Origin of the sequence: Pontiella desulfatans, assembly GCF_900890425.1 — a bacterium.
Classification (GTDB): domain Bacteria; phylum Verrucomicrobiota; class Kiritimatiellia; order Kiritimatiellales; family Pontiellaceae; genus Pontiella; species Pontiella desulfatans.
In genome coordinates, this window is record NZ_CAAHFG010000001.1 from 802877 (window position 1) to 826564 (window position 23688).

Sequence of the window (23688 nt, forward strand, 5' to 3'; positions counted from 1 at the left end):
GTATCTTGAACGAAGTTCTATCAGATTCCGTATGGTGCGTGGTTCCCGTTTATAACAACGGCGGGACGGTTGAGGCCGTTGCGCGCGCGTGCCGGGAGCAGCTCGACCACGTGCTGGTGGTGGACGACGGCTGCACGGACGTGGATGTGGGCGCGCTGTTCGAAGGTTCGGATATCGAGGTGCTTCGGCACGAGTCCAACATGGGCAAGGGGCAGGCGATTCTGTCGGCGCTGGAGTTTGTCCATGGGCGTGGCGGGAAATGGATGGTCACCGTCGATGCGGATGGGCAGCACGATCCGGGCGATATCCCAAAGTTTTTTCCGGCCATGCAGGCACATCCGGACAGCATCATGATCGGCGCGCGCGATTTTTCGGGCGAGAACATTCCGGGGGGCAGCCGGTTTGGCCGCAAGTTTTCCAACTTCTGGATCAAGCTGGAGTGCGGGACGACCGTTTCGGATTCGCAAAGCGGCTTCCGGGTCTATCCGGTGGAGCTGCTCACCCAAATGAAGCTGAAGGGGAGCCGCTACGATTTCGAGGTGGAGGTGCTGACCAAGGCGGTTTGGCACGGACTCAAATTGGTGGACGTGCCGATCGGCGTCCACTATCCACCGAAAGACGAGCGCATTTCCCACTTCGACCAGTGGAAGGACAATGTGCGTTTGTCGGGGCGGCATACGTTGCTGGTTGCACGTCGCCTGGTGCCGTGGCCGCACAAGAAACTGGTGAAGCCGGACTCCACGGATTGGAAATATTTGCTCAAGCACCCCGGCAAGTTTCTCGCAATGCTGCTGAAGGAAAACTCAACGCCGGTTGAGCTTGGAGTCGCTGCCGGAGTTGGGATTCTTTTGGCGACGCTTCCGTTGATTGCCTGCCACACCATCGCAATTCTCTATGTCTCGACCAAACTCAACCTCAACCGGCTGCTGGCACTGAACATCCAGCATCTTTGCGCGCCGCCGTTGGTGCCGATGGCCTGCATCGCCTTGGGATTCTACATGCGCAACGGGCATTGGCTGGGCATGGAGGAGCTGAAAACGTTCGCCTCCAACCTGCACCAGCATCTGCTGAATTGGTTGGTCGGATCGCTGGTGCTGGCTCCTGTATTGGCGATTGTTGGCGGATTGATCGTGTTCTTCATTGCAAATGGATTGCAACGGAAGGGGGCGGTTGGCCATGCCTGAAGCAAACCCACCGCGGCAACGTGGCAACCGTTTGGGCATCTGGTTTTTCAAAACCCTGATGCGGATTTCCGGATTGCGTGGCGCCTATGCACTGCTCTATCCGGTCTGTCTCCACTATGCCATTTTCGACCGTTCCGCCGTGCGGTCGGCCTTGCCCTACCTTTCGCGCCGCTTTCCGGAAATGTCGGCGTTCCGAAAGTGGGGGATGGCCTACCGGCTGTTTATCTCGCAGGGCAAGAATCTGATCGACCGCCATGCGCTGGTGGCCGGGGCGGTTGAGTTCGATACCGCCATCGAAGGTTATGAACAGGTGAAAGCCCTCAGCGACGGCAGGCAAGGGTTCATTCTGCTGACCTCGCACGTTGGAAACTGGCAAACGGTGATGGATTCGCTCCGGAAGCTGAACCGGACCGTGCATCTGCTGATGAAGCCGGAAATGAACGTGGCGGTGCGCGACGCGGTGCAGGTCGATGCCGAGGAGTCGCGCATCCGGATTATTTCGCCGGATCAGCAGATGGGCGGCGTGCTCCAGGTGATGGATGCCCTGGAGCAGGGCGATATTGTCTCGATCATGGGCGACCGCGCCTATGGGGCCGACAGCGTGCAGGTCGATTTCATGGGGGCGAAGGTGCATTTTCCCTACAGCGCATTCCATATCGCCGCCGCGGCCAAGTGCCCGGTGGTGGTGCTTCTTTCAAGCAAGGAGGGCGTGAACGCCTATTCGGTCAACATGGCCGAGGTGCTCTGGCCCAACCTGCAGCGCGGGCTCGACCGCCGGGCGCAGTTGGCGGAATGGGTGCAGAAATATGCCGACATTCTCGAAAACTATTTGTTGGCTCACCCGCTTCAATATTTTATTTTTCACGACATATGGATGGATGCGGACTAGACTGCGTCCTTATTGATTTAAACAGGAAGGAAGATCGAATGGATAAGGAAACGAAACTGGCGGAGATTCGCGAAAAGCTCAAAGTGTTGTTGGTCGATCAACTGGCGCTTGAGGATGTAACGCCCGAAGAGATCGAGGACGATAGCGAACTCTTTGGCGAAGGGCTTGGCCTGGACTCGCTCGACGCCGTGGAAATCGTCGTGATGCTCCAGCGCAACTTCAACCTCGAAGTCAAGGACATGGAGAAGAACCGCGAGGTCTTCCGCACCATCGGCACGCTCGCCGACTATGTCTACGAAAAGACCGAAGAAGCATAACTTCGTTATTTGGCCACGAAGGAGCGCAAAGAACACAGAACAAACAATCCATGTGTTCTTTGCGTTCGTTTGTGGCCATTGAATAACCTGAAGGGAACGGGGGCCAATGGGGAACATTCTAATAACAGGAATGGGCGTGGTTTCGGCCGCCGGGGTCGGGGTGGCCGAATCGGTTGCATCGATGGCGGCCGGCGAGCGCAACGTTGGCCCGGTTTCGGTGTTCGATTCGCCGATCGACCTGCCGGTGTTCGAGGTCAAAAGCCTGCCGCCGCGCACCGAACCCGGAAAGATGCGTACCCTCGATCTGCTGGAAATGGCGGTCGATGAAGCAATGGCCCAGGCCGGACTCGGCTCGCTCGAGGGGCTGCGAGTGGGCGTTGCGATGGGAACCACCGTCGCTTGCCAGCTCAACGATCTTGGTTTCTATTCCACGTTCCGCGCCAAGCGTTCCGCCGCGATGGATTCGGTGGATGGTTTCCTGGAGGGGAATCTGGCCGAAGCAACCGCCCGGCGGTTGGGGGCCATCGGCCCCAAGCTGGTGGTGGCCAACGCCTGTTCTTCCGGAACCGACTCCATCGGCGCGGCCCTGAGCTGGCTCAAGGCCGGCCTGTGCGATATCGCCTTTGCCGGCGGTTCCGACGAGATGAACCGCATTCCGCTCTGTGGATTCAACGCCCTCGGTGTCGCCAGCGATAAACCCTGCATGCCGTTCGACGGCAACCGCACGGGCCTGAACCTCGGGGAAGGGGCCGGCGTGTTGATTCTCGAGACCGCCGAAAGCGCCGCCCGGCGCGGTGCTGAAGCCAACCTGCGGGTTTGCGGCTACGGCTCCTATGCCGATGCCTACCATCTCACCGCGCCGCATCCCGAAGGGGAGGGGCTGGTGCGCGCCATCGAAATGGCGCTGGGCCAGGCGGGTATTTCGAAGGATGAAATCGCCTTCGTGAATGCCCATGGAACATCGACCCCGGACAACGACAAGGTCGAGGGCCGCACGTTGCTGAAACTGTTCGGCGCCGGCATCAAGGTGCTGTCCACCAAAGGCTACACCGGCCACACGCTGGGCGGGGCCGGCGGGATCGAGGCCGTCTTTTCCGCCGCCGGACTCGCCGAAGGCTGGATTCCCGGAAGTGCCGGCTTCGAGACGGTCGATGAGGAAATCGGTTTGGTTCCAACAACCGGTAAAACCGAGATCACCGGAAACTATGCGCTCTCCACCTCGCTCGCCTTCGGCGGCAACAATGCGGCGTTGGTGCTGGGACGGGACGACTCATGAAGGTTTTAGGAACAGGTTTGGTTTGTGCGCGGGGGCGGGGAGCGGAGGCCGCTTCGCGGGAGTGGCGGGAGCCGACGTTTCTTGAGGTGCCGTTCCAGGACGAGCCGTTCCCGGCTTACGTCATCGATGCGGAAACGCTGAAGGATCCGGTGTTGAAGGGCATGCGCCGCGCCGATCGCTTTTCCAAGATGGCGACGTTGGCGGCTTGCGATGCCGTGGCCGATAGCGGGCAGGCGGTCGAGGATTCCGATCGGGTCGGGATCATTTTTGCAACGGCGCTGGGGCCGCACAACACGACGTTCAAGTTCCAGGACGACATCATCGACTATGGCGATGCCGGCGTTTCGCCCACCATTTTTTCCAACTCGGTGCACAATGCCGCGGTTTCCTACATTTCGCGTACGTTGAAGATCAAGGGTCCCACCTGGACGGTGACCGGATTCGAAAACCCTTTCGAGGAAGCGGTGCTGCTTGCGCAGGCCTGGCTCGAGGAAGGCCGGTGCGACCAGGTGCTGCTGGGAGGCGGCGACGAGTGCGGTACGGTCATGGAATATATTTGTTCCCAAAAGCTATTGATCGCCACCGATGGCCGGATTACGGCGGATGCCTATGTGCCGGGCGAGGGCGCCGCCTTTTTCCTGGTGGGGAAAGGCGATGGAAATCTACTGGCGGGTGCGGACGAGGCCTGGACTCCGCTCTTCGGAAACATGCTTACGGGTTCGGCGCTGGCCTGCGCGGCGTCGTTGATGAGTGAAAACTAAAATAGTTAGGAGAAGATCAATGACATTAAGTAGAAGGCGGATGGTTGCTCTTGGTGCGGTTTCCTGTTTGCCAGGTCTGGGTGCCTTTGCCGCTGAGAAAGGCACCTATTTCACGACGGCCAACATTTGGTACGAGGTGCCGCAAAAAATCTATTCCACCAACTACCACGTGGGGCGGATTATTCCCGCCGGTTCCGAGATCGAGGTTTCCTCCATCAGCCGGAACCGAGTCGCGTTCAAGGTGAAGGGCAATGATGCGGAGTATCTGTGGACGTTCTTTGTGAAGCACAGCTCGCTGGATTTCGAAAAGGAATTCGCCCGCCTGTTTTCCAAGACCAACACGTTTTCCGAGCTGGCCAAGAAGCTGGACGAGAAGACCCTTTCCGCCATCCAGAAAGGCAAGGTTGAGGATGGCATGGCGCGCGAAGCCGTGCTGGCGTCCTATGGCTATCCGCCCTCGCACCGCACGCCGGATCTCGACGACGATGTCTGGGTCTACTGGATCAATCGCTTTAAAACCAGAAGTGTGAATTTTGAGGACGGGAAGGTCGCTCCGTCCGAGTAGAATGCCGGGGTGGAAACGCACGGCTTCCGGGGGCTTTCCGGGGAGGGGAACCGGGATGAAAAATTTCTCCATCCTCCGGTTGACACACCCCGGGGCCATGCGTATATTCCGTGCTTCTTTCATTGGGCGATTAACTCAGTTGGCTAGAGTGTCACCTTGACATGGTGGAAGTCGGAGGTTCGAGTCCTCTATCGCCCACCACCTTAAAAAGGCGCTGATTCTTACGAGTCAGCGCCTTTTTTCTTTGTGCCGCAGGAGGGCTCAATACAGCTCGTATTTGCAGAGCACGCCGTCGAGGCCGCCGGCGCGGAGCTCGTGGCGCCATTCGGGTTTGAGGCCGAGTTTTTTGACGAGGGTTTTGTCGCCGTAGTAGATGAAGGCGGTGGAGCCGGTGCATTTTTGTTTCAGGAAATCGCCGAATTCCTTGAGCAGGTGTGCCACCTCGGCCGTATTGCCCAAACGGATGCCGTAGGGCGGGTTGGTGACTATGGTGGTGTTGTTGAAGCCTTCGAGGTCGCGGAAGTCGGCGCGGCGCACCTTGATGGTTCCAATCTCCGGAAGCTCGTTGCGGTTGGCGCGGACGGCCTTGACGGCGTCGGCGCTGAGGTCGCTCCCTTTGATCAATTCTTCCGCAATTTCGACCGTCTCATGGTTGGCCTTGGTTTTGACCTGGTTCCAGACGGCGGCATCGAAGTCGGGCAGGCGCAGGAATCCGAATTTGCGGCGCAAATAGGCGGCGGGAATGTTGCCGGCTTTCATGAAGGCTTCGCAAAGAATGGTGCCGGAACCGCAGAACGGGTCGTAGAGCGGGCGCTCACCGTTCCATTCGGAGAGCCGCAGGATGGTGGCGGCGAGGGTTTCCTGCATGGGGGCTTCGACCGATTCGGTGCGGTAGCCGCGCTTGTGCAGCGAGCCGCCGCCGAGATCGACGCTGATGCGCGCCTTGTTTTCGTGGATGTAGAGGTTGAGCAGCAGGTCGGGGAAGCGGGTGTCGACATCCGGGCGCTTAGTGGTTTTTGTGCGGAACTGGTCGACGATGGCATCCTTGAGGATCTGCCCGGCATACTGCGAGTTGCGGATGTTGCTATCGGCGACATTGGAGGTGATGGCGAACGTCTTGGTGAGGGTCAGGAACTCCGACCAGTCGATGTTCTGCGCGGTCTTGTAGAGATATTTCTCGGAATGGCAGTCGAACGCCAGCAAAGGGGCGAGGATGCGCGAAAAGATCCGGGTGCGGTAGACGATGGTGTAGAGGGTTCGCTGGTCGGCGTAAAAATAGTAGCCCAGATAGCCCTTGCTGATCTTGGTGGCACCCAGCTGCTTGAGTTCGGCTTCGCCGCAGGCTTCGGCCCCGCCCGCGAGCTGCCCGAAATATTGTTGGGTCTTTTGGTAAAGGTATTCACTCATGAGGGATTTATTTCACAGGACAATTGAATGACAGGACTATTTTTCTCCAAACCGGTAAATTGTCCTGTCATTAAATAGTCCTGTTTAATCTTTCTGAACGGGGCGGTTGTTTTCATCAACGAAGACCACGATCGGCTCCAGCTTGCGGGCTTCCTCGTCGTCATAGTTCCCGTAGGAAATAATGATGATCCTGTCGCCCCGGGCCGCCAGGCGGGCGGCGGGGCCGTTGAGTTCGATGGCACCGGAGCCGCGTTCGCCCGAAATGGTGTAGGTGACAAAGCGCTGGCCATTGTTGAGATTGACGATTTGGACTTGTTCGCCCGGCAGCATGTCGGCCAGGTCCATCAGATCGCGGTCGATCGTAACGCTGCCTTCGTAATACAACTCCAGTCCCGTGATGGTGGCCGTGTGTATTTTCGATTTTTTCATGATTCGCTGCATGGACAAATCCTCTGGTTCAAAAACGGCGCGCATAATGTGCCCACCCTGCGCCCTGCGTCAATAACTAGTTTGAGTCGATTTCCCCCGGAATGCTCAACAAAAACGCCTGCAAAAAACAATGTTAGGGATTTGTTAGTGTAAAAAAGATAAATTTTTGTGGATTTCTACCCGAAAGTGGCGAGAATGGAGCCTATTTCCCGCTAGTTAGAAATCAATGTAGACAATGAGTGATACACTTCCATATACCGAAAAAAAGCTAAAGGATTGGGCCGGTTGGCGGGCATACCGCGACGGAAAGGCCCTGTTCGAGCGCGGCGTTGTGGAAAAAGTGACCTTTGAGCACCCGTACATCACCGGCATCCTGAACCTCGGGCCGCGCGGCATGCGCAGCAAATTCGAGATTCTCAAGAACGGGTTGGTGGAAAACCACTGCCCCTGCCGCGACAACCAGGAGCGCGGTTTGATCTGTTCGCATCTCGTTGCCATGGGGCTTGAGGTGATCCGCCGCCACACCGACCCCGCACGGAACGAACGGGCAACCGCCGAAAAACAGCGTATCGACCGCATTGCCAAGGCGGCGGAAGGTACCCGCATCCAGCGCGTCAAAAAAACAGCCCCCGGCGCGGTCAAGGCCCTCCTGATCATTGAATTGGACGAGCAGTGGCAGGAGCAGCTGCAGGGGCAACGCATTGGAATCCATGTTTCGGTGGAATACGAAGGCGCCCGGAAGCCGGCCGCCGATGTGCCGACCGATGTCCCGTTCTCCTTCACCTACCGCGATGAAAACCTGCTCTATGTGCTAGAGGATGTTTGCGGCGGCGCCATCAAGAGCGAGATGCAGATTTCGGTCTACGACCTCATCAACATCCTCCGTCTGCACCACGGGAAGTCGATCCACCACAAAGGGAAAAAGAAGGGCTACCCGGTCAATAACGGCATGCTCGATTCCGTGGTCGAAATGGATATGGACCGGGAAAATGGCGAGCTGCTGCTCAATGTTGCAACCCAACTCCCGGATGGTTTGGTGGACATGTTCCCCACCTACATCATCGGGCAAAGCACCGGATGGATCTTCAGCGCCGGGCAGTTTTGGCCGATCAGCAGCATTTTGCCCAAACCACTGCAGGAGGTCTATCGCAACCGGTTGGTCATCCCGCGCGAAAGCGTTCCCGCCTTCCTGATGACCGAACTCGCACAGGTCGAAAAGCTGATGGCGGTCCGTACCGACATCACTCCCGACCTGTTCCACATGAAGCCCGCCAAACCCACCTTCCGGCTTGTGGTGCGGGGGAGTCCCGCATCGCTGGCCGCCACGCTCTACGCCGAATACAACGACGAAGTCGAGCTGGTTGCGGGCCGGGCCGACATGAAGGGCAACTTCGCCATCCCCGACCCGCGCGACCTGCTGCGCTACCGTATCCGCAACATGGCCGCCGAAAAGGAGGCCGTTGAAAAGCTCCATGCGGTCGGTTTCGATGGCCGGGCCGGGGATACGCTCAAGAACATCGTCGGGCCGCGCGAAGTGCTTAACTTCCTCGGAACGGGGGTGCCGCAGGTGCGCCGCTTCGGTTGGCGGGTCGAACTTGAAGGCCGCGTCAAGCCCTTTGCAGAAAAGGCCGACTATGTGATGCCCATCGTCCATGTGGATGAGTCCGAGGGCGGCGACTATTTCGATGTCAGCTACGAATACGACATTGGAACCGGCAGCATTTCCGAGCGCGACATCCAACGCGCGTTGATGAAAGGCGACTCGTTCATCGAGCGCAACGGACGCACCATACTGCTCGATGGCGATGCCATCCTGCAGGCGCGCGAGGTGTTCGAGGACTGCGCGGTCGGCACCGGCGACAAGCCCGGATCGTTCCGCATGAGCGGAATCTATGGTAGCTATGTCCAATCGTCGCTCGGTGCGCTCGAAGGCATCGGCATCGAAGCCACGCCAAACTGGATGGAGCGGGCCAAGCAGCAGAACGAGCAGGAATCGGTAGAGGATGTACAATTGCATCCGCAGATGAAGGCGACGTTGCGTTCCTATCAGCAGGAAGGCGTCAACTGGTTGCGCTTCCTCGAAAACCGCGGCTTCTGCGGCATCCTTGCCGACGAAATGGGATTGGGTAAAACCCTCCAAACCCTGGCCTGGATCCAGCTCGGCCGTACCGACGAAGACCACCAGGGCAAGCCCGCCCTGATCATCTGCCCGACCAGCCTTGTGGAAAACTGGCGGGAGGAAGCGGCCAAGTTCACGCCCAATCTCAAGGTGTTGACCCTCCACGGCACCGACCGCCATCGCAAATGGAAAAAGGTTGAAAAGGTCGATCTTGTCATCACGTCCTATGCCCTGATGCGACGCGATATTGATAAGCACTTGGAATACGTCTATTCCATCGCCATTCTCGATGAGGCGCAGCACATCAAGAACCGCGCCACGCAGAATGCGCTCGCCGCAAAGAAGATCAAGGCCGACCACCGGCTGGTGCTCACGGGAACGCCGATTGAAAATGGCGTGACCGACCTCTGGTCGATCATGGATTATTTAATGCCGGGCTACCTCGGGCACCACAAGGACTTCCGCGAATACTACGAGCTGCCGATCCTCAACGGCGGGGCCGATGGCGACCACGCCCAGTTCAAGTTGCGGCGCAAGTTGCATCCGTTCCTTTTGCGCCGCCTGAAAAAACACGTTGCCAAGGATCTGCCGGCCAAGATCGAGCGCATCGCCCCGTGCAAGCTCACGCAGGATCAGCACAAGGTCTACAAGTCGCTGCTCGAGGAGTCGAAGGCCAAGATCAACGAAATGGTCGAGAAGGAAGGCTTCAACAAGAGCCGCATGGAAATCCTCAAGACGCTGCTGCGCTTGCGCCAGACCTGCAACCACATTGACCTGCTCAAGCTCGAAGGGGTCAAGAGCAAGCACCCGTCCGCCAAGATGGAGCTGTTCTTCGAACTCATGAACGAGGCGTTGGACAGCAAGCACCGTGTGCTTGTCTTCAGCCAGTTCACCTCCATGCTGGCCATCCTTAAAAAGGAAATGGATGAACGCGGCATTAAATACTGCTACCTCGACGGCAGCACCAAGGATCGCCAGGAGGTCGTCCGTCGGTTCAACAAGGACCACTCCATCCCGATCTTCCTCATGAGCCTCAAGGCCGGCGGAACCGGTCTCAACCTTACCGGCGCCGACATGGTGATCCATTTCGACCCGTGGTGGAACCCGGCCGTGGAAGACCAGGCCACCGACCGCGCGCACCGCATTGGCCAGAAGCGTACGGTCTACTCGGTCAAGCTCATCACCAAGGGCACCGTCGAGGAAAAGGTCGTCGCCATGCAGCAGCGCAAGAAGATGGTTATCGATGCCACCCTCACGACCGACGAACAGGTCATGCAAAAGCTCACCTGGGAAGACGTGCAGGAGCTGTTGAGCCTATAAAGGGTGGGCGGTGTGTCCTTTCGCCGCCGGGAGGCTGGGGCAGCCGTCCCTACCGAATCCGATCAATCGCATCCAGCTTTTTCCAAAGCTTCGGCAAGTCCTTCGTCGGAATCATGTTGGGGCCGTCGGAGAGGGCTTCCGCCGGATTCGGGTGGGTTTCGATGAACATGCCGTCCACGCCCACTGCCGCAGCCGCCTTCGCGAGGTAGGGCGCATAGCGCCCGTCGCCGCCGGAGGTGTCGCCTTGGCCGCCGGGCGACTGCACCGAGTGGGTGGCATCGAAGATGACCGGATAGCCCATCTCGCCCATGATGATCAGGCTGCGCATGTCGGCCACGAGGGTGTTGTAGCCGAACGATGCACCGCGTTCCGTCAGCATGATTTTTGTGTTGCCGGTCGATTCGATTTTTTTCACGACGTTGGCCATGTCCCACGGGGCGGCAAACTGCGCCTTCTTCACGTTCACCACCGCGCCGCTTTCACCCGCCGCCACCACGATGTCGGTTTGGCGGATCAGGAACGCGGGCAGCTGGATAATGTCGACCACCTTCGAGGCTATCTTGATCTCCTCGACGCTATGCACGTCGGTCAGTACCGGCACGTTGTATTTTTCCCGGATCTCGGCGAGGATTTCGAGACCCTGTTCGATGCCGGGGCCGCGGTAGGAATGGATCGAGGTGCGGTTCGCCTTGTCGTACGAAGCCTTGAAGACGAAGGGGATGTTCTGCTTCTTCGATAGCTTCACGAGCTTGTCGGCAATCGCCATGCAGCCCTCGCGGCTTTCGATCACGCAGGGCCCCGCAATCATCGCCAGCGGATTCTTGCCACCAAACTTCACCCCATTAACGTTTATTGTCTTAGTCATGGTCAAATTCCATTTTGATATTCATGTGTTGTTACAGCCAACGAACCGAACGACATTGATACCAGACCCCGGAGGGTCTCCCAACATCATTCAAAATATTCCACATCATATTCCACGCCGGTTTCGGCGAGCAATCGTTTCAGTTCGTCCGCCGAGGATTCCGTGGCATGGTGTTGTTCCTGGTTCAAGATGTATTCAGCGATCCGTTCCTTCGTTTCGGGAGAACAGGTGAATGCGCCATAGCCGCTTTGCCAATAACGGAAGTCGGGGAAGACGTTTTCCGATTTGATCCAGCTCGAAGACGCCGTTTTGATTTCCTTCACAAGGTCCGCCAAGGCGAGCGCTGGGTGAAGGGAGCATAGGATGTGCACATGATCCTCCGCGCCACCGATGCAACAAAGGTGGCCATCCCGTTTCTGCACGATGTCCCCAATATAGGTATAGAGATCGGCGCGATGGTTTTTCCGTAAAACCGGTTCGCGGTTTTTCGTGGCAAAGACGATGTGGTACAGGATCTGTGTATACGTTGACATGGGGCAACCCCTCCGGGGTTTTCTACAGGTTGTTCAAAAGCACCTCGGCCTTTACCACGTCTTCCGGGGTATCGACGCCAATGCCGAAATCCTGCGTTTGGATCACCTTCATGCGGCACCCCATGTCGAGGGCGCGCAACTGTTCGAGCTTTTCGAGGTTTTCCAGCGCGCAGGGGGGCTCGGCCACCAGCTTGAGCAGGTAGTCGCGGCGGTAGGCGTAGATGCCGATGTGCCGCCAATAGATGCCTGGTTCCGGCTCTCCGGTTACATCGCGGATGTGGGGGATGGAGGAGCGCGAAAAATAGAGGGCCTGCCCATGGCGGTTGAAGACCGCCTTCACCACGGAGGGATCCTCGATCTGGTCTTCGTTGTCGATCGGTGTGGCGGCGGTCGCCATGTCCCATTCGCCGCTCGAGATGACATCGGCCAAGTCATCGATCAACGCCGGGTCGATCAGCGGCTCGTCGCCCTGCACATTGATCACCGCATCGATATCCATGTCCTGCACCGCCTCCGCAATGCGGTCGGTGCCCGATGGATGGTCGGGGCGCGTCATGGCCACGGTCACGCCATCCATGTTCAGGCCGTTCACGCAATCGGCAATCCGTTCATCGTCCGTCGCCACAATCACGGCATCCAGCTTCTGCGCCTGCTTCACGCGCTCCACCACCCATTGCACCATCGGCTTGCCCGAAATCATCGCCAGACTCTTGCCCGGAAACCGCGTCGAGCCCCACCGCGACGGAATTACGCCAACTATTTTCATTTTTCTATCTTTGGCAATGTATGTCGGAGAGCTCTCGGCGACCATTCGTCCATGGTTTCCGGCCGGAACACTCTCGTCATAGAGCACTTCCGGGCATAGGTCGGCCCCGTTGTTCCATTCGATGGTGTCGAAGCTGACCCGCGCGCTATTGAAAAGGGTGTCATCCTTTAATTCCTTGAAAATCCCGGTATCTAGATAGGGGGCGACATCGAACTCGCGCTCTTCACCATTATCGTAGGTGAGCAATAATCGGTGGTTCGAGATGGGATGGACTTTGGTAAGGGTGGGTTGCACGGGCGTTCCTCTACTTCAACGGTTCGATTTTAAAGGGAAGCTCGCCCTTCGAGGCAAGTTCCCAGTCCGCTTTAAGTTCGTCCTGATGGTTGGCATGGTTACAACTCTTCCGTATGGGTGGTCATGTAGTCGATGAGCTCTTTTTGGGAGCAGGTGGCGGTGCCGAGTTTGCCGACGACGACGCCGGCGGCAAAGTTGGAGAGCTCGGCGGCTTCGAGATAGGTGGCACCGCAGGCGAGGGCGAGGACATAGGTGGCGATGACGGTGTCGCCGGCGCCGCTGACATCGAACACCTCGCGGGCGCGGGTGGGAATGTGCTTTGGTTCGTCGCCCTGATTGAGCAGGAGCATGCCGTGCGGCCCGAGGGTGATGAGGGTGTGGCGCGCTTTCCATTTTTCGTCGAGGATGCGGCCAACTTCGAGCAGGGCGGTGTCTACGAGCGGGTTGTCGCAGGGCTTGCCTTCGCTGATTCCGGCGGAGCCGAAGGCTTCCTTGCGGTTGGGGGTAACGACGGAGACGCCTTCCATTTTCAGGATGTGGTCGTCCTTGGGGTCGTAGCCAACGGGGATGCCTGATTGTTCGGCGGCAGCGAGTACGGTATCGACGACCTGCTGCTGGACGGAGCCTTTGCCGTAGTCTTCGATGATCGCACCATCGGCCTTGGCCATTTCCTCTTTGATCAGTTTGCAGAAGCGGGCCATCTCTTCCTCGGAAATACGGAGGTATTCCTCGCGATCGACGCGCACAACCTGCTGGCGCTCGGCGACGATGCGGGTTTTGACGCAGGTGGGGTGGTTTTCGGTGTCGATGACGGCGTGGAGCGATACGCCGGATTCGGTGAGCTGGCTTTTCAACTCGGCGCCAACCGCGTCGTGGCCAACCACGCCGGCCATGGCGGCCTTGCCGCCGAGGGCGAGCAGGTTGGAGGCGACGTTGCAGGCACCGCCGGGCATGGCCTTTTCGTGGGAGACATGCACGACGGGCACCGGGGCTTCGGGGGAAATCCGTGAGACGGATCCATAAACAAAGCGATCCATCATGAGATCGCCCACCACCAGGATCCGTTTTTTTTGTGCGCAGCAAAGCAAGTCCTTTGCGCGTTGAATGGTTATCTTCATCTTATTCTTTTCTCCTCACCCAGAAATCGTTGCCGGGCCCCGAAACCTGCTGCAGTTTGACGCTGATTTTCCCGACGGCTACCTTGGCATGGACACATGTAACCATACGGCGGTTTTGCTTTGAAATCCAAAAGAAGATTTTCCCCTCCCGCAGGAACAGGGCATCGAATTCGGCAATGGGTTCAACCTGGCTGCAGTCGATTTTTCCATAGTCTGGAAGTTTGATCTGCCCATCCTTGCGGATGGCCAGGCCCATTTCATGGATCTTTCCATCAACAAAGACCGTGTGAACGTTTTCGGCCAGGATCTCGAGGTTGTCGTTGCGGATGGAATAGATGAACGAGAGGATATCCTGTGTCCGGCTTTCGATGGCCACAACATGGGTCGTTCCGGCAATCCGGTCGTGGAAGGTAGCCGTTTTGTTGGCATGGTCGAACAGGGTCAGGTGGCTTTTTTGACGGCTACCTTCGTTGAGGACGAGGTCTAGGCGCAACGGGAGTGCGGTTTCAGGGTCAACGATCACTTCGGTTACATCATCCACCTTGTAGATGTGCGTATAGGCTTTATAGGTTTGCGAGACCATCCGGATGCGGATCAGCTCCCGTCCGTTTTCGGTGATGGTTTCCGTGGATGATTTTGACCAGGCCAGCGGGATGCCCATCCAGGAAACCTTGTATTCCGTTACTTCGCCGGGGATGAAGCAGTTGGCGAAGTTGGCGGTCTTTCCAAGGGCGCTTGGCGCGCAGGAAGACAAGGCAACGGCCAGGGTGAACATGAATCCCAGAGCGGTTGGACGCATACGGGTATGCGGGGCGGTCTTGTTCGCCCGGTCGCCTCTTCTCCCATACTTCAACATGGTTCCTGCTTCCGTTTGAACTGTCGGCAAAGGACGCCGGCGGCGGCGAAGAGGTCGCGCGCCTGCAGGGTGAAGTGGTATTCGGTTTCGTAGACCACTTCCTTGATGCCGGCATTGATGATCATCTTGGTGCACATCAGGCACGGGCTCAATGTGCAATAGAGCGAACCATCTTTCACGCTGATGCCATGGTAGGCCGCCTGGACAATGGCGTTTTCCTCAGCATGGGCGCAGATGCATTCCCCGAGGCTCTTGCCCGAGGGGGCGTCGGACGCGCAACGCGGGCAGCCCCCCTCGTAGCAGTTGTCGATGCCGCGCGGCGTGCCGTTGTAGCCGGTGGAAATAATCCGCCGGTCGCGCACGATCAGCGCCGCCACCTTGCGCCGGCAGCAGTTCCCCCGCTTGGAGACCACATGTGCGATATCCATGAAATATTCGTCCCAGTCCGGACGTTTGGTTGGTTCCTGAGTCATAGGGCGCATACCATACTTCCGGATTTGCGAGTGTTCAAGCGGCATATATTCTTGTTGAAGTCATCATTCGGATTTGAAACACTCGCTCCATACGTCGGCATTGTGCATGTTGAGGGGAAAAGGATTTAACCAAGGGAGAGTTCAATGAAAATGAATCGTGTAGCCATTGTGGCATCTGTTTTTGTGTTGTCTGGAATTTTTGCGCAAGCCGAAGGGCTTTGGCCAAAGCCGAATCTGTTGCTGGAGACCGTGGGCGGCGTCTGGTTTGTTCCCGATGCCGAGCAATTTTTCGTGAACGGGGAAAACTACAGCCCCGACCTGGCCTACAATATTGACTTTAAGGTGGGCTTGGAGTTTGAGGATGACCTTTATGTTGCCGATATTGCCGGACTCGTTGGTCCGTACATTGGACCGGTCGTTGGTGTGAATGTTGGTGCCGATGCCTCTTTCCGTTTCAAGGTCAGTGAAAAGACGGGTTCTTTGGCCATCGGGCCGCATGCCGGCTATAATTGGTATTTGTTTCCGACTTGGACGGGCGACAATGATGCCTACGTCGAGTTTGAGAATTTGGAACCGGGCTGGATGGTTGGCCTGAAGGCCACCTGGGGCAGCGAAAAGATCCGCGGTGTGGTTTCGATCGACTATGTCGATGTCTGGTTTGATGCGAAAGATGGCAGCACCGTCAGCAAGAAGGATCTCTCCATGCAAGGCCTTTTGCTGCAGGGCGGTATCCAGTTCTAGAAAAACCGTCTGGCTATTTTTTTGAAGGGAGCCGTTCGGCTCCCTTTTTCATGGTTCCATGAACCGTTCAAGGATGGCCGGGGTGACGTCGGTGATGCTTTCCAGGTTTCGGAAGCGTTCCGCACCTGCTCCCAAGGCGATGAGCGGGACGGGATTGCGGGTGTGGGTGAAAGTGGAGAGGTCTTCAATGTTCCCGTGGTCGCTTGATAGGAGAAACAGGTGGTCTGGTTGTGCGGCGAAAGACGCCACCTTGGGCAGGAAACGTTCGAGCGTTTCAAGGCATTGGCCGACCAGTTCCGGGTTGCCTGAATGACCGGCACGGTCGGTCAGGAAATATTCGAAGAGGGTAAAGTCGTGTTCCTCTGCCACGGCCAGTAGATGGCCGGCCGCGGTTTCCGGCGAGACCAGTTCTCCATCGTAGCCGCGTGTGTGCATGGTCCATCGCGTGATGTCGTGGTTAACGGCCATGCCCGTGAGTAATTCTTCCTTATGCCGTACTCCTCCAAGTGCCGAAAGCGTCATGACGGTGGTAACGGACTGACGGCGCAACGGAATCTTGTGAGGATCGTCGATCCAGTAGGAATTGGCAAAGGTGGGTTTTTTTCCCATCTTCCGAAGCTTGCCAAACAGGTTTTCGTGCTCGATCAGTTTTTTCAAGGTCGGCGGTGGGAAGCCTTCGATGTGCCGGCCCATGGCCTTGGCCGCATTCACGCCGGTCAGCAACGCGGCCTGCCCCGTGGCGCTTTGGGGTTTGCCTTCAACGCCAAGGTTTGCATCGAGCGGAATGGCGGAATCCAGGAGTTTTGCGAGATCCGGATAGCGCGGGTCGCGCAAGGGATTGATGGCCGGATCATCGGAACCCAGCCCGACCCCGTCCACGAAAATGAATATGATCTTCAAATCATCGGTCATGTTGGGTACTTTGCTAGCGATTTTCAGTGCTGGACGCAAAATGAATTTTGGAAACTTTCAGGAGTGGTTGCAGGAAACGTCGATGCGGGGCGGGGCCCATTCGGCGGCTTGTATCCGTATGGACAACCCGTTGCTCAGGCAACGGATTGAGGAAAACAATGCTCTGATGGCCCGTTGGCTGGAAGCCGGGCTACACGGGGAGATGGACTATCTCGAGCGCATGTTTCCGGAAAAGGCAGATCCGTGGAAAACCTTCCCGTTCGCCAAGTCGGTGATTGTGCTGGCCTTCACCAACCGGTGGGGCGACCCGGAGGCCAAACACCCGTTTCCTGCGCCGGCCGACGATGCCCTGCTGGGCTACATCTCGGCCTATGCCAAGGAGGTCGACTACCATTCGACCGGTCAGGCGATGCTGGCCGAGCTGAAAGCGTTGCTGGGCGGGGGGGGCGAGGCCGAGGCGGCGGTGGACACCAAGGCGGTCTATGAGCGGTTGTTTGCGACCGTTGGCGGCTTGGGGATCATCGGCGGCAACGATTTGCTGCGGGTGCCCGACCGTACCAATGTCCGCGTATTCATCGGCTGCCTGTTTATCGATGCCGAACTACCGGAGGTGATCCACGAAACCCGCATGCCGTTCACGTGCGATGACTGCCTGGCCTGCATTAAGAAATGCCCGACCAACGCCATTGAATCTGGAAAGCCCATCGATGCGCGCAAGTGCATCAGCTATCTCACAATTGAGAAGCGAAGCGTCTTGAATCGCGAAGAAAGCGAAATGATCGGCGACTGGCTGTTTGGTTGCGATGATTGCACGAAGGTCTGTCCACCCCGCGACAAGATCGATACCCGCATCCCGGTCGATCTCGAATGGTTGCTGAAAACCCCGGCCGGGGCGTTGCGTAGATTGCTCAAAGGCAATGCGGTTTCCTATGCCGGTGTGACGCAGTTGCGCAAAAATGCCGTGGTGGTGCTAAAGAAGAGGAAGACGCCTCGCGCCCGGGAGCTGCTCGATTGGGTGGAAAAGAATTCGGGCAGCAAACTGGTCCTTGACCAGCTTGCCGCCCGATGAGGAGGAGATGTACATGTTTAGAGCAATCCCCATGCCAGGTTGTGGCGTCCGTCCATGCTCACGATCGTGAGCGCGGACGTGCATGCGTTGGGGGCGCTTTGGCGGTCTAGAATTCCCGATCCATCAGGTATTCGGCAATGGCGCGCAGGGCGGAGGTTTCGCGCCGCAGCATGTCGAGCGCAGCGATGGCCTCGCGGGTGAGTTTTTTCACTTCGGCGTGTGCGGCCTTCATTCCATGCACGGCGGGGTAGGTCATTTTATGGAGCTCCAGGTCGGACCCCGTGGGTTTTCCCAGCACTTCGTCGGATGAGGTTTCGTCCAGGATGTCGTCGATGATTTGGAAGACCATGCCGGTTTTTTCACCAAAGCTGCTGAGGTTTTCCAGCTCGTCTTCCTTGGCTCCTCCGGCGATGGCGCCCATGCGAACGGCCGCGCGGATGAGGACGGCGGTTTTGTTCATGTGAATGAAATCGATCAGGGAGGCGTTGGGAGCCCGGCCTTCGGCCGCGAGGTCTTCCACTTGGCCGGCAATCACGCCCAGTGAGCCGGCGGCTTTGGCCAGTTCGAGCGACAGCCTGGACTGGCCGGTTTCCGCCAGCATTTGGAAGGCATGGATCATCAGGGCATCGCCGGCCAGCACGGCGTTGGCTTCGCCGAACTTGATGTGGCAGGTGGGCATGCCGCGGCGCAGGTCGTCGTCGTCCATGCAGGGCAGGTCGTCGTGCACGAGCGTGGAGCAATGGAACAGTTCGACGGCAATGGCGGCGGAAATGACGGTTTGGGAAGGAACCCGGAACGGTTCGGCTGCGGCCATGCAAAGGATGGGGCGGATGCGCTTGCCGCCGTTGAGTACGCTGTAGCGCATGGCTTCGTGCAGCAGGGCCGGCCGGGTGCTTGCGGGGGGAAGGCAGTCATTCAGGGCCGTCTCAATGATGGCCTGTTTTTGCTTGAGGTAGTTTGCGATGTTCATGGGCACGTAATCCGTATTTCGTAATGCTAACCACCAACCGGGCAGCTGCCGGCGCAGCCGGTGCCGGCTTTGCCGCATCCCATTTCGGCGCAGGGCGAGGCGGTGGGCGCGGCTGTGGTGGCGCTGAAGGTGGAGAGCTGTTTTTCAACCTGCCTGGAACCACACGATTCACAGGCGGCCTTGGCATCGGCGGTTGGCACCAGCGCCTCGTAGCGGGTGCCGCATTTTTTGCATTGGTATTCGAATATCGGCATGTTTTTTCCTGGTTGAGTCCCGTGTGTATAGGGAAATTCGCGGAGGTTGGAAATGTTCAAACGGGGAAAAGCGTTAGTCGGGCTTGAATTGGTCGAGGATGGTGCCCCAGCTTTCGCCGGTTTCAAATTTTTGCAGGGTGTCGCCCAATCCCCAGAAAACGACGGCGGCTTTTTCCTCCACAGGATCGCGCCAGACATAGGCCACGGCCTTTTGCGTGCCGCGCACCTCGTCGTCGGAAATGGTGCCGTCGCCGTCGACATCGGTTCCGGTCTGGGCCGCGAGCAGGATCGTGTAGAGCGTGTCGTGCGGATTGAACAGCTCGAAGGTGTTGCGGAAAAAGGCCTCCATTTCCCATGGGTTGGCCGTGTCGGAGTCGGGGTCCTTGGCCAGATTGAGTAGTTTTTCCATGAAGCCGGCGTCCATGGGTTCGTCGTTCTCGAACAGGTCGGCGGCATGGTCGGGCCAGCCATGTTCGGCGACATAGTCCATGAACATTCCTGCGGCCTGCGATGCTTGGGCCGAGCTGAGGTGGCGTTTGGCCGGCATGTTGAACTCGTCGAGAGGGATGCCCATGAACACCGATGCAATGACATTGGTGTGCGGGGAATAGGGGTTCACCAAGCCGTGCCGCGGCCTGGTGCCCGAGGGATGCGGGGAGAGGCTTTCCATGATCATCCGGGAGCCGTTGCCATCATTGGCCTTGAGCATTTGCTTGGTTTGCCAAGGCTGGGCGGTGTCGTAGAGGAAATAGGTGAATTCCCACGGGGTGTCGATCCGGTCTTCGTTGCGGACAAATATGACGGTGGTTTGGTTCGAGATGGTTGAGTTCACGGCGCCGAGGGTGTCGGCGACACTGGCGGTTTCGTTGGAGGGGTAGGCGCTGGACTCATCCACCCACTGGTGGTCGGAGAATTCATTGCCATCGCCATCCCAGTTGAGGCGGGGATCGTTGACCGACATGCTGATGTTGAAGACCAGCGAGGTGATCGTCTCCGGGTTGTTCGCATTGAACAGGTAGGCGGCATAGTCATCGACCGAGTCCATGAACCCGCTTTTGTCGATGGCCTCGTCGATCGGGAATTCGAGAGCCACCACGCGGTCGGCCAGGAAGTTCTTGGAGTCGTTCCAGCATTCGATCAGCGGAAACTGGATGTCGCTGCGCATCTCTTCGAAGATATCAATGAGATCTTCGGGGTTATCGAAGGAGACGCTGTAGGGTTCTTCGTTCTCGAAGAAGATGAAGTCGATCGGGGCGGAGTTGGGTTCCCAGCCATTGCCTAGTGCAACCTCGGCATTCATCCATTCGCCAATATCGCCGAACAAGTCGGTGGGCAACGCTCCGGTTTCAATCGGGGCCATGGTGCTGCGGATGGAAAAGTCGTCCGGGTTGGTATAGCCTGCGAACGGATACCAGACCTCGATTTCGAGGACATAGTTGTTGGTCACATAGACGGTTATATTCGTGTCGAAGGAGCCGTCGCCGTTGTCCACCACCTCGGTTTCGTTCGTGAAAATAAAGGTGCTGGTGAGTGCGAACTCGTTGATCAGTGGAACAGGTTCGACCGAATAGTCGATGTCCGTGGGTTCCGTGTCGGTGTCGAGATAGTCCGTGAGCTGGTTCATGACATATTGGCTGTCGACTCCGGGGATTTTTACAAGTTCATCTTCGATGGTTTTTTCCGCAAGAGTGCTTTGGTTCGTGCCCATGAACGTGCGCCCGTCGTCCCATCCCGGCCGGGTGAACGAGAAGGTGGAGAAGGAGGCGACGCTGGAGGGGATGATCCTGTTCCCGGTTGTATCGTTCAGGGCTTGCACGTCGCGCAGCGATTCAAAGCGCCGCCAGGCATTGTTGCGGTTGTGGGCGAAGGCCAGTCCGGGGGAGAGCTCGGCAACGGATGCGGATTGGCCTGGATTACCGTCCTGGTGGTCCATGCCATAGTGGTTGAAAGACGATCCCGTTGAGAATTCGGGGATGATGTTGGCCGAGTTGGAGAGCTGGATCTCTTTCGGGGACAGGCCGGCTTCGCGTGCAATGTAGTCGCCGGCGCCATCGGTTCCGCCCACCTGGTTGGCATCGAGGAAGCCCGAGGAGTTGATGATGAAATAGCCGATGCGCCCGACCACGTCCCCGTTTCCGGCCTGTACCGTTTCCCATGTGGCGACATCCTGCTCGCTGCGGAAGGCGCTTGCAATGGCCGCGTTGCCCGACTGGAAAAAAGCCTTCTCCATGGTGAAGTCCACCGTGTCGGCAATCGGTTCGGACGTGTCGCCCACGGTGCCCAGCACCAGGTTGGTGGAAGAGGGGGGGGCGGTTCCGATGGATTGGTCGATATCCTCCATGGCGCGGGCCAATGCGGTTTGAAGCAGGTGGTTGTTGTGGGCCGAGGTGAGGAACGAACGTCCGGAAATGCGTTCGGTCCGGGTCTGCACGGCGAACGCAATAATCATGATGGTCAGGATCGCCAGGAACCCGAGGGCGATCACCAGAGCCGCCCCGCTTTTGGATGGTTGTTGTTTTTTCATTTTAATAGGAAAGCCGTTCAACCCCTCGGTTGGGCATGAAAATCCGGCGGGAATAGACCCGTTCGTTTTCGGCAACCAGGTCGCGCCCCCGCAGGGGGGTCGCCGCGTTGAACAATTGCATCGCCTTCTCCATGGTGGTCGAGGGCACGAGGCCGATGGTAACATCGACGAAGCGCGGCAAGTCGTCGGGGTCGGGCAGCCCGTCCGGGCTTCCGCCCGTCCACGCATCGTCGCCGTTCACGGCAATCTGGAACGTGGTAAGCACGGCGTGGTCGGCAATATTGCCCAGGAGCGGTTGGGTGTAGTCGATTGAAGTGCTTGTGATTTCGCCGTTTTCGCCCCCCATCGCGTGGGCGGCGCGGAAGTCGATGGACTTCTGGCCGGGGGCGCTGTGATAGTAGTCCGACATGCGAACCACATTGTCGATGGTGTTCGCATCCACGCCCTCGTATGGGGCTTCGATGGTTAGCCAATGGTGCCAGGTTCCAGCGGCATCCGCCTTCCAGCGCATGGGCGCGGTGTCGCGCAGGATGCCTTCGAGCTGGCGGCGCGCGCCGGTGGAGACAAAATAGAGGGAATCGAGCTCGAGGGCAGCGTCGTCCTGATGAACCCGGAACGCAACGTTGCTGCGGATGAGCGCCTGGCCAATGTCCTGCTCCACATAGTCGAGCAGCCGGCGCGCGGCATCGTCGAGCATCGCTTGGTCCTTGCCCTGGTTGACGGCGCGGTCGCTGGCGGAAAAGATATGCGCGAGCATCAGGGCCATCAGCGCGAGGATCGAGATCGAAACCACGAGCTCCATCAGCGTGAAACCTGACCTGTTGTTTGCGTTCGCCATCAGAGCCTGTCCCAGTTGTAGAGTTCCGTATAGAAGGTGCGGGAGGTTCCGTTGGCGCTGAAGCCCGGCCACACCTGGAGCGTGACCGCTTTAACATTGCCGTCGGCCACGATGTCGAGCCGGTAGGTCACCGTATATTCCTGCGCCTGGCCGCCGAAGGTGATGGTGGATCGGGGCAGGCGTCCGGGGAATTGTGCCACGGCGCCCAGCGACAGGCTCACGTCGGATTGTTCGTGGTCGGGCAGGCTGAGGCTTCCGCTGGTCGGGATGGCATCGAAGTCCGCGGCCTGGCAATAGTTGAGCACCAGGTCGGCAAAGCAGACCGCGTCCAGGTCGCTGTGGGTTTTGGCGGTGGCATCGAGCGAGCTGCCCAGCACACCCGTAATGGCCACAACGCCGATCGTAATGACCAAGAGCGCCAGCAGGATCTCAATCAGCGTGAAGCCGCCTTTCTTCTGGAGGGGGGTCATTGGGCAACCTCCCCGTATCCGCCGTCATCGTCGAAGACGACGGCGGTAATCCGGCTGTCGCCATTGCTTTGGAAACGGATGCGCATCCCTTGTTCCGAAGCATTCACCAATGCGCCGGTTTCCGTGAAGAAGCCTTCCGCCAGAAAAATGTCGTGTTCCCAGTCTTGCCGTTGCGTCCCCCTTGGTTTGAAGCCTAGGGCAATGTGGTTTTGGCTACCGATTTTCAGCTGGCGGTTCCGGCTAAAACCGCCGCCCCAACTTCCTCCGCCCACATAAAACACGTTTTGTTTGTCGTCGTCGTCTTCTTTCGCGGTGGCGTTGAACACCACGCCCTCCGGCAACACCTCCCAGTCGGTGAGGAACAGGCCGTCGGATTGCCGGACGTTGTTGATGTCGCGGTGGGTGTTGATGGTGAAGACGGCGAAGGAACGGAATTGCAGGTTGGGGTCGGCCGTTGAGAGGGCATCGTTGAAAACCAGGTAGGTGGGCTGGTTGTTGGCAAGGGCGTGTTGGCGCGCCATCTTGGCCGCCGCATGCACGGCGTTGGCGGCGGCTTCGAGCTTGGATTGTCCGGCAATGTTGGTGACGGCCGGGAGGGCGACCAGGAACATGATCGCGATGATGGCAATCACCACCAGCAACTCGGCGAGCGTGAACCCTGCACTGGCCCTGTTTTGTTCCTTCATCTCCATGGGGAATGAAACATATCCCAAAACCAGCCGCTGTGCGTATGTTTTT

Annotated in this window: 24 protein-coding genes and 1 tRNA gene; 10 read left to right on the forward strand and 15 right to left on the reverse strand. The window is 58.3% G+C overall.

Going from position 1 to position 23688, the window contains the following annotated elements; translation table 11 throughout:
• The first annotated feature begins 5 nt into the window (after positions 1-5).
• The 7 genes from E9954_RS02975 to E9954_RS03005 all read left to right on the forward strand — a co-directional run bounded on the left by E9954_RS02975 (position 6) and on the right by E9954_RS03005 (position 5193).
• Positions 6-1184 carry a glycosyltransferase family 2 protein gene (locus tag E9954_RS02975; RefSeq protein ID WP_136077752.1) on the forward strand — a complete coding sequence of 393 codons (1179 nt, stop codon included), beginning with the start codon at positions 6-8 and terminating at the stop codon, positions 1182-1184.
• A complete protein-coding gene (locus E9954_RS02980) occupies positions 1177-2073 on the forward strand; it encodes an LpxL/LpxP family acyltransferase (RefSeq protein WP_168441918.1) in 897 nt (298 codons plus the stop codon). The genes E9954_RS02975 and E9954_RS02980 overlap by 8 nt, the downstream gene beginning before the upstream one ends.
• Positions 2074-2111: 38 nt before the next feature.
• Complete coding sequence (locus E9954_RS02985; RefSeq protein ID WP_136077754.1) at positions 2112-2390, forward strand: phosphopantetheine-binding protein; 279 nt, start codon at positions 2112-2114, stop codon at positions 2388-2390.
• 106 nt (positions 2391-2496) lie between these two features.
• Entirely contained in the window at positions 2497-3666 is a 1170-nt protein-coding gene (locus E9954_RS02990) for a beta-ketoacyl-[acyl-carrier-protein] synthase family protein (protein ID WP_136077755.1), read from the forward strand.
• Entirely contained in the window at positions 3663-4427 is a 765-nt protein-coding gene (locus E9954_RS02995) for a beta-ketoacyl synthase chain length factor (protein WP_136077756.1), read from the forward strand. Before E9954_RS02990 ends, E9954_RS02995 begins: the two co-directional genes overlap by 4 nt.
• Positions 4428-4446: 19 nt before the next feature.
• Complete coding sequence (locus E9954_RS03000; RefSeq protein ID WP_136077757.1) at positions 4447-4992, forward strand: hypothetical protein; 546 nt, start codon at positions 4447-4449, stop codon at positions 4990-4992.
• A 124-nt stretch (positions 4993-5116) separates the two neighbouring features.
• Positions 5117-5193 (forward strand) — tRNA-Val (locus tag E9954_RS03005).
• 60 nt (positions 5194-5253) lie between these two features.
• On the opposite strand, the gene E9954_RS03010 is transcribed toward E9954_RS03005, so the two are convergent.
• Complete coding sequence (locus tag E9954_RS03010; protein ID WP_136077758.1) at positions 5254-6399, reverse strand: THUMP domain-containing class I SAM-dependent RNA methyltransferase; 1146 nt, start codon at positions 6397-6399, stop codon at positions 5254-5256.
• 84 nt (positions 6400-6483) lie between these two features.
• Positions 6484-6840 (reverse strand): aspartate 1-decarboxylase, encoded by a 357-nt coding sequence (gene panD / locus E9954_RS03015; RefSeq protein ID WP_136077759.1) that lies wholly within the window; start codon positions 6838-6840, stop codon positions 6484-6486.
• Positions 6841-7063: 223 nt separating this feature from the next.
• Here panD and E9954_RS03020 point away from each other — a divergent pair, with 223 nt between their 5' ends.
• Positions 7064-10267 (forward strand): DEAD/DEAH box helicase, encoded by a 3204-nt coding sequence (locus E9954_RS03020; protein ID WP_136077760.1) that lies wholly within the window; start codon positions 7064-7066, stop codon positions 10265-10267.
• A 49-nt stretch (positions 10268-10316) separates the two neighbouring features.
• Here the strand turns inward: E9954_RS03020 and kdsA are convergent, their stop codons facing one another.
• From kdsA to E9954_RS03050, 6 genes are all read right to left on the reverse strand, one after another.
• Entirely contained in the window at positions 10317-11132 is an 816-nt protein-coding gene (kdsA, locus tag E9954_RS03025) for a 3-deoxy-8-phosphooctulonate synthase (RefSeq protein WP_136077761.1), read from the reverse strand.
• 86 nt (positions 11133-11218) lie between these two features.
• Positions 11219-11665, reverse strand: a complete 447-nt coding sequence (gene tnpA / locus E9954_RS03030; RefSeq protein WP_136077762.1) for an IS200/IS605 family transposase — start codon at positions 11663-11665, stop codon at positions 11219-11221.
• 22 nt (positions 11666-11687) lie between these two features.
• Positions 11688-12725: a 3-deoxy-manno-octulosonate cytidylyltransferase gene (gene kdsB / locus E9954_RS03035; RefSeq protein WP_136077763.1), complete on the reverse strand. Its 1038-nt coding sequence runs from the start codon at positions 12723-12725 to the stop codon at positions 11688-11690.
• A gap of 98 nt (positions 12726-12823) precedes the next feature.
• The gene (gene rfaE1 / locus E9954_RS03040; protein WP_136077764.1) at positions 12824-13843 is read right to left on the reverse strand and encodes a D-glycero-beta-D-manno-heptose-7-phosphate kinase; all 1020 of its coding nucleotides are present in this window, start codon (positions 13841-13843) and stop codon (positions 12824-12826) included.
• Between the two features lies 1 nt (position 13844).
• Positions 13845-14699, reverse strand: coding sequence for a DUF3108 domain-containing protein (locus E9954_RS03045; protein ID WP_136077765.1), 855 nt, complete (start codon positions 14697-14699; stop codon positions 13845-13847).
• Positions 14693-15172, reverse strand: coding sequence for a deoxycytidylate deaminase (locus E9954_RS03050; protein ID WP_136077766.1), 480 nt, complete (start codon positions 15170-15172; stop codon positions 14693-14695). The genes E9954_RS03045 and E9954_RS03050 overlap by 7 nt, the downstream gene beginning before the upstream one ends.
• Before the next feature lie 144 nt (positions 15173-15316).
• Here E9954_RS03050 and E9954_RS03055 point away from each other — a divergent pair, with 144 nt between their 5' ends.
• A complete protein-coding gene (locus E9954_RS03055; RefSeq protein WP_136077767.1) occupies positions 15317-15913 on the forward strand; it encodes a hypothetical protein in 597 nt (198 codons plus the stop codon).
• A 48-nt stretch (positions 15914-15961) separates the two neighbouring features.
• Here E9954_RS03055 and E9954_RS03060 read toward each other — a convergent pair whose 3' ends face one another.
• Complete coding sequence (locus E9954_RS03060; protein WP_136077768.1) at positions 15962-16825, reverse strand: peptidase; 864 nt, start codon at positions 16823-16825, stop codon at positions 15962-15964.
• Between the two features lie 40 nt (positions 16826-16865).
• On the opposite strand from E9954_RS03060, the gene E9954_RS03065 reads away from it, so the two are divergent.
• Complete coding sequence (locus E9954_RS03065) at positions 16866-17894, forward strand: epoxyqueuosine reductase (RefSeq protein WP_168441919.1); 1029 nt, start codon at positions 16866-16868, stop codon at positions 17892-17894.
• Between the two features lie 106 nt (positions 17895-18000).
• On the opposite strand, the gene E9954_RS03070 is transcribed toward E9954_RS03065, so the two are convergent.
• The 6 genes from E9954_RS03070 to E9954_RS03095 form a co-directional block, all read right to left on the reverse strand.
• A complete protein-coding gene (locus E9954_RS03070) occupies positions 18001-18864 on the reverse strand; it encodes a polyprenyl synthetase family protein (RefSeq protein WP_168441920.1) in 864 nt (287 codons plus the stop codon).
• Positions 18865-18890: 26 nt separating this feature from the next.
• The gene (locus E9954_RS03075) at positions 18891-19118 is read right to left on the reverse strand and encodes an FmdB family zinc ribbon protein (protein ID WP_136077771.1); all 228 of its coding nucleotides are present in this window, start codon (positions 19116-19118) and stop codon (positions 18891-18893) included.
• 73 nt (positions 19119-19191) lie between these two features.
• On the reverse strand, positions 19192-21642 hold the full coding sequence (locus E9954_RS03080; protein ID WP_136077772.1) for a hypothetical protein: 2451 nt from the start codon (positions 21640-21642) through the stop codon (positions 19192-19194).
• A gap of 1 nt (position 21643) precedes the next feature.
• Positions 21644-22480, reverse strand: a complete 837-nt coding sequence (locus E9954_RS03085; protein WP_136077773.1) for a PulJ/GspJ family protein — start codon at positions 22478-22480, stop codon at positions 21644-21646.
• Positions 22480-22950 (reverse strand): type II secretion system protein, encoded by a 471-nt coding sequence (locus tag E9954_RS03090; RefSeq protein ID WP_136077774.1) that lies wholly within the window; start codon positions 22948-22950, stop codon positions 22480-22482. Before E9954_RS03090 ends, E9954_RS03085 begins: the two co-directional genes overlap by 1 nt.
• Positions 22947-23642, reverse strand: a complete 696-nt coding sequence (locus E9954_RS03095) for a pilus assembly FimT family protein (protein WP_136077775.1) — start codon at positions 23640-23642, stop codon at positions 22947-22949. The genes E9954_RS03090 and E9954_RS03095 overlap by 4 nt, the downstream gene beginning before the upstream one ends.
• Positions 23643-23688: the final 46 nt, after the last annotated feature.

Coding starts and splice junctions, on each gene's coding strand:
- E9954_RS03090 (WP_136077774.1), bottom strand. CDS start 22,950: ATGACCCCCCTCCAGAAGAAAGGCGGCTTCACGCTGATTGAGATCCTG.
- E9954_RS03020 (WP_136077760.1), top strand. CDS start 7,064: ATGAGTGATACACTTCCATATACCGAAAAAAAGCTAAAGGATTGGGCC.
- rfaE1 (WP_136077764.1), bottom strand. CDS start 13,843: ATGAAGATAACCATTCAACGCGCAAAGGACTTGCTTTGCTGCGCACAA.
- E9954_RS03080 (WP_136077772.1), bottom strand. CDS start 21,642: ATGAAAAAACAACAACCATCCAAAAGCGGGGCGGCTCTGGTGATCGCC.
- E9954_RS02990 (WP_136077755.1), top strand. CDS start 2,497: ATGGGGAACATTCTAATAACAGGAATGGGCGTGGTTTCGGCCGCCGGG.
- panD (WP_136077759.1), bottom strand. CDS start 6,840: ATGCAGCGAATCATGAAAAAATCGAAAATACACACGGCCACCATCACG.
- E9954_RS02980 (WP_168441918.1), top strand. CDS start 1,177: ATGCCTGAAGCAAACCCACCGCGGCAACGTGGCAACCGTTTGGGCATC.
- E9954_RS03045 (WP_136077765.1), bottom strand. CDS start 14,699: ATGTTGAAGTATGGGAGAAGAGGCGACCGGGCGAACAAGACCGCCCCG.
- E9954_RS03070 (WP_168441920.1), bottom strand. CDS start 18,864: ATGAACATCGCAAACTACCTCAAGCAAAAACAGGCCATCATTGAGACG.
- kdsA (WP_136077761.1), bottom strand. CDS start 11,132: ATGACTAAGACAATAAACGTTAATGGGGTGAAGTTTGGTGGCAAGAAT.
- E9954_RS03055 (WP_136077767.1), top strand. CDS start 15,317: ATGAAAATGAATCGTGTAGCCATTGTGGCATCTGTTTTTGTGTTGTCT.
- E9954_RS02985 (WP_136077754.1), top strand. CDS start 2,112: ATGGATAAGGAAACGAAACTGGCGGAGATTCGCGAAAAGCTCAAAGTG.
- E9954_RS03085 (WP_136077773.1), bottom strand. CDS start 22,480: ATGGCGAACGCAAACAACAGGTCAGGTTTCACGCTGATGGAGCTCGTG.
- E9954_RS03010 (WP_136077758.1), bottom strand. CDS start 6,399: ATGAGTGAATACCTTTACCAAAAGACCCAACAATATTTCGGGCAGCTC.
- E9954_RS03065 (WP_168441919.1), top strand. CDS start 16,866: ATGAATTTTGGAAACTTTCAGGAGTGGTTGCAGGAAACGTCGATGCGG.
- E9954_RS02995 (WP_136077756.1), top strand. CDS start 3,663: ATGAAGGTTTTAGGAACAGGTTTGGTTTGTGCGCGGGGGCGGGGAGCG.
- E9954_RS03060 (WP_136077768.1), bottom strand. CDS start 16,825: ATGACCGATGATTTGAAGATCATATTCATTTTCGTGGACGGGGTCGGG.
- tnpA (WP_136077762.1), bottom strand. CDS start 11,665: ATGTCAACGTATACACAGATCCTGTACCACATCGTCTTTGCCACGAAA.
- E9954_RS03095 (WP_136077775.1), bottom strand. CDS start 23,642: ATGGAGATGAAGGAACAAAACAGGGCCAGTGCAGGGTTCACGCTCGCC.
- E9954_RS03075 (WP_136077771.1), bottom strand. CDS start 19,118: ATGCCGATATTCGAATACCAATGCAAAAAATGCGGCACCCGCTACGAG.
- E9954_RS03050 (WP_136077766.1), bottom strand. CDS start 15,172: ATGACTCAGGAACCAACCAAACGTCCGGACTGGGACGAATATTTCATG.
- E9954_RS03000 (WP_136077757.1), top strand. CDS start 4,447: ATGACATTAAGTAGAAGGCGGATGGTTGCTCTTGGTGCGGTTTCCTGT.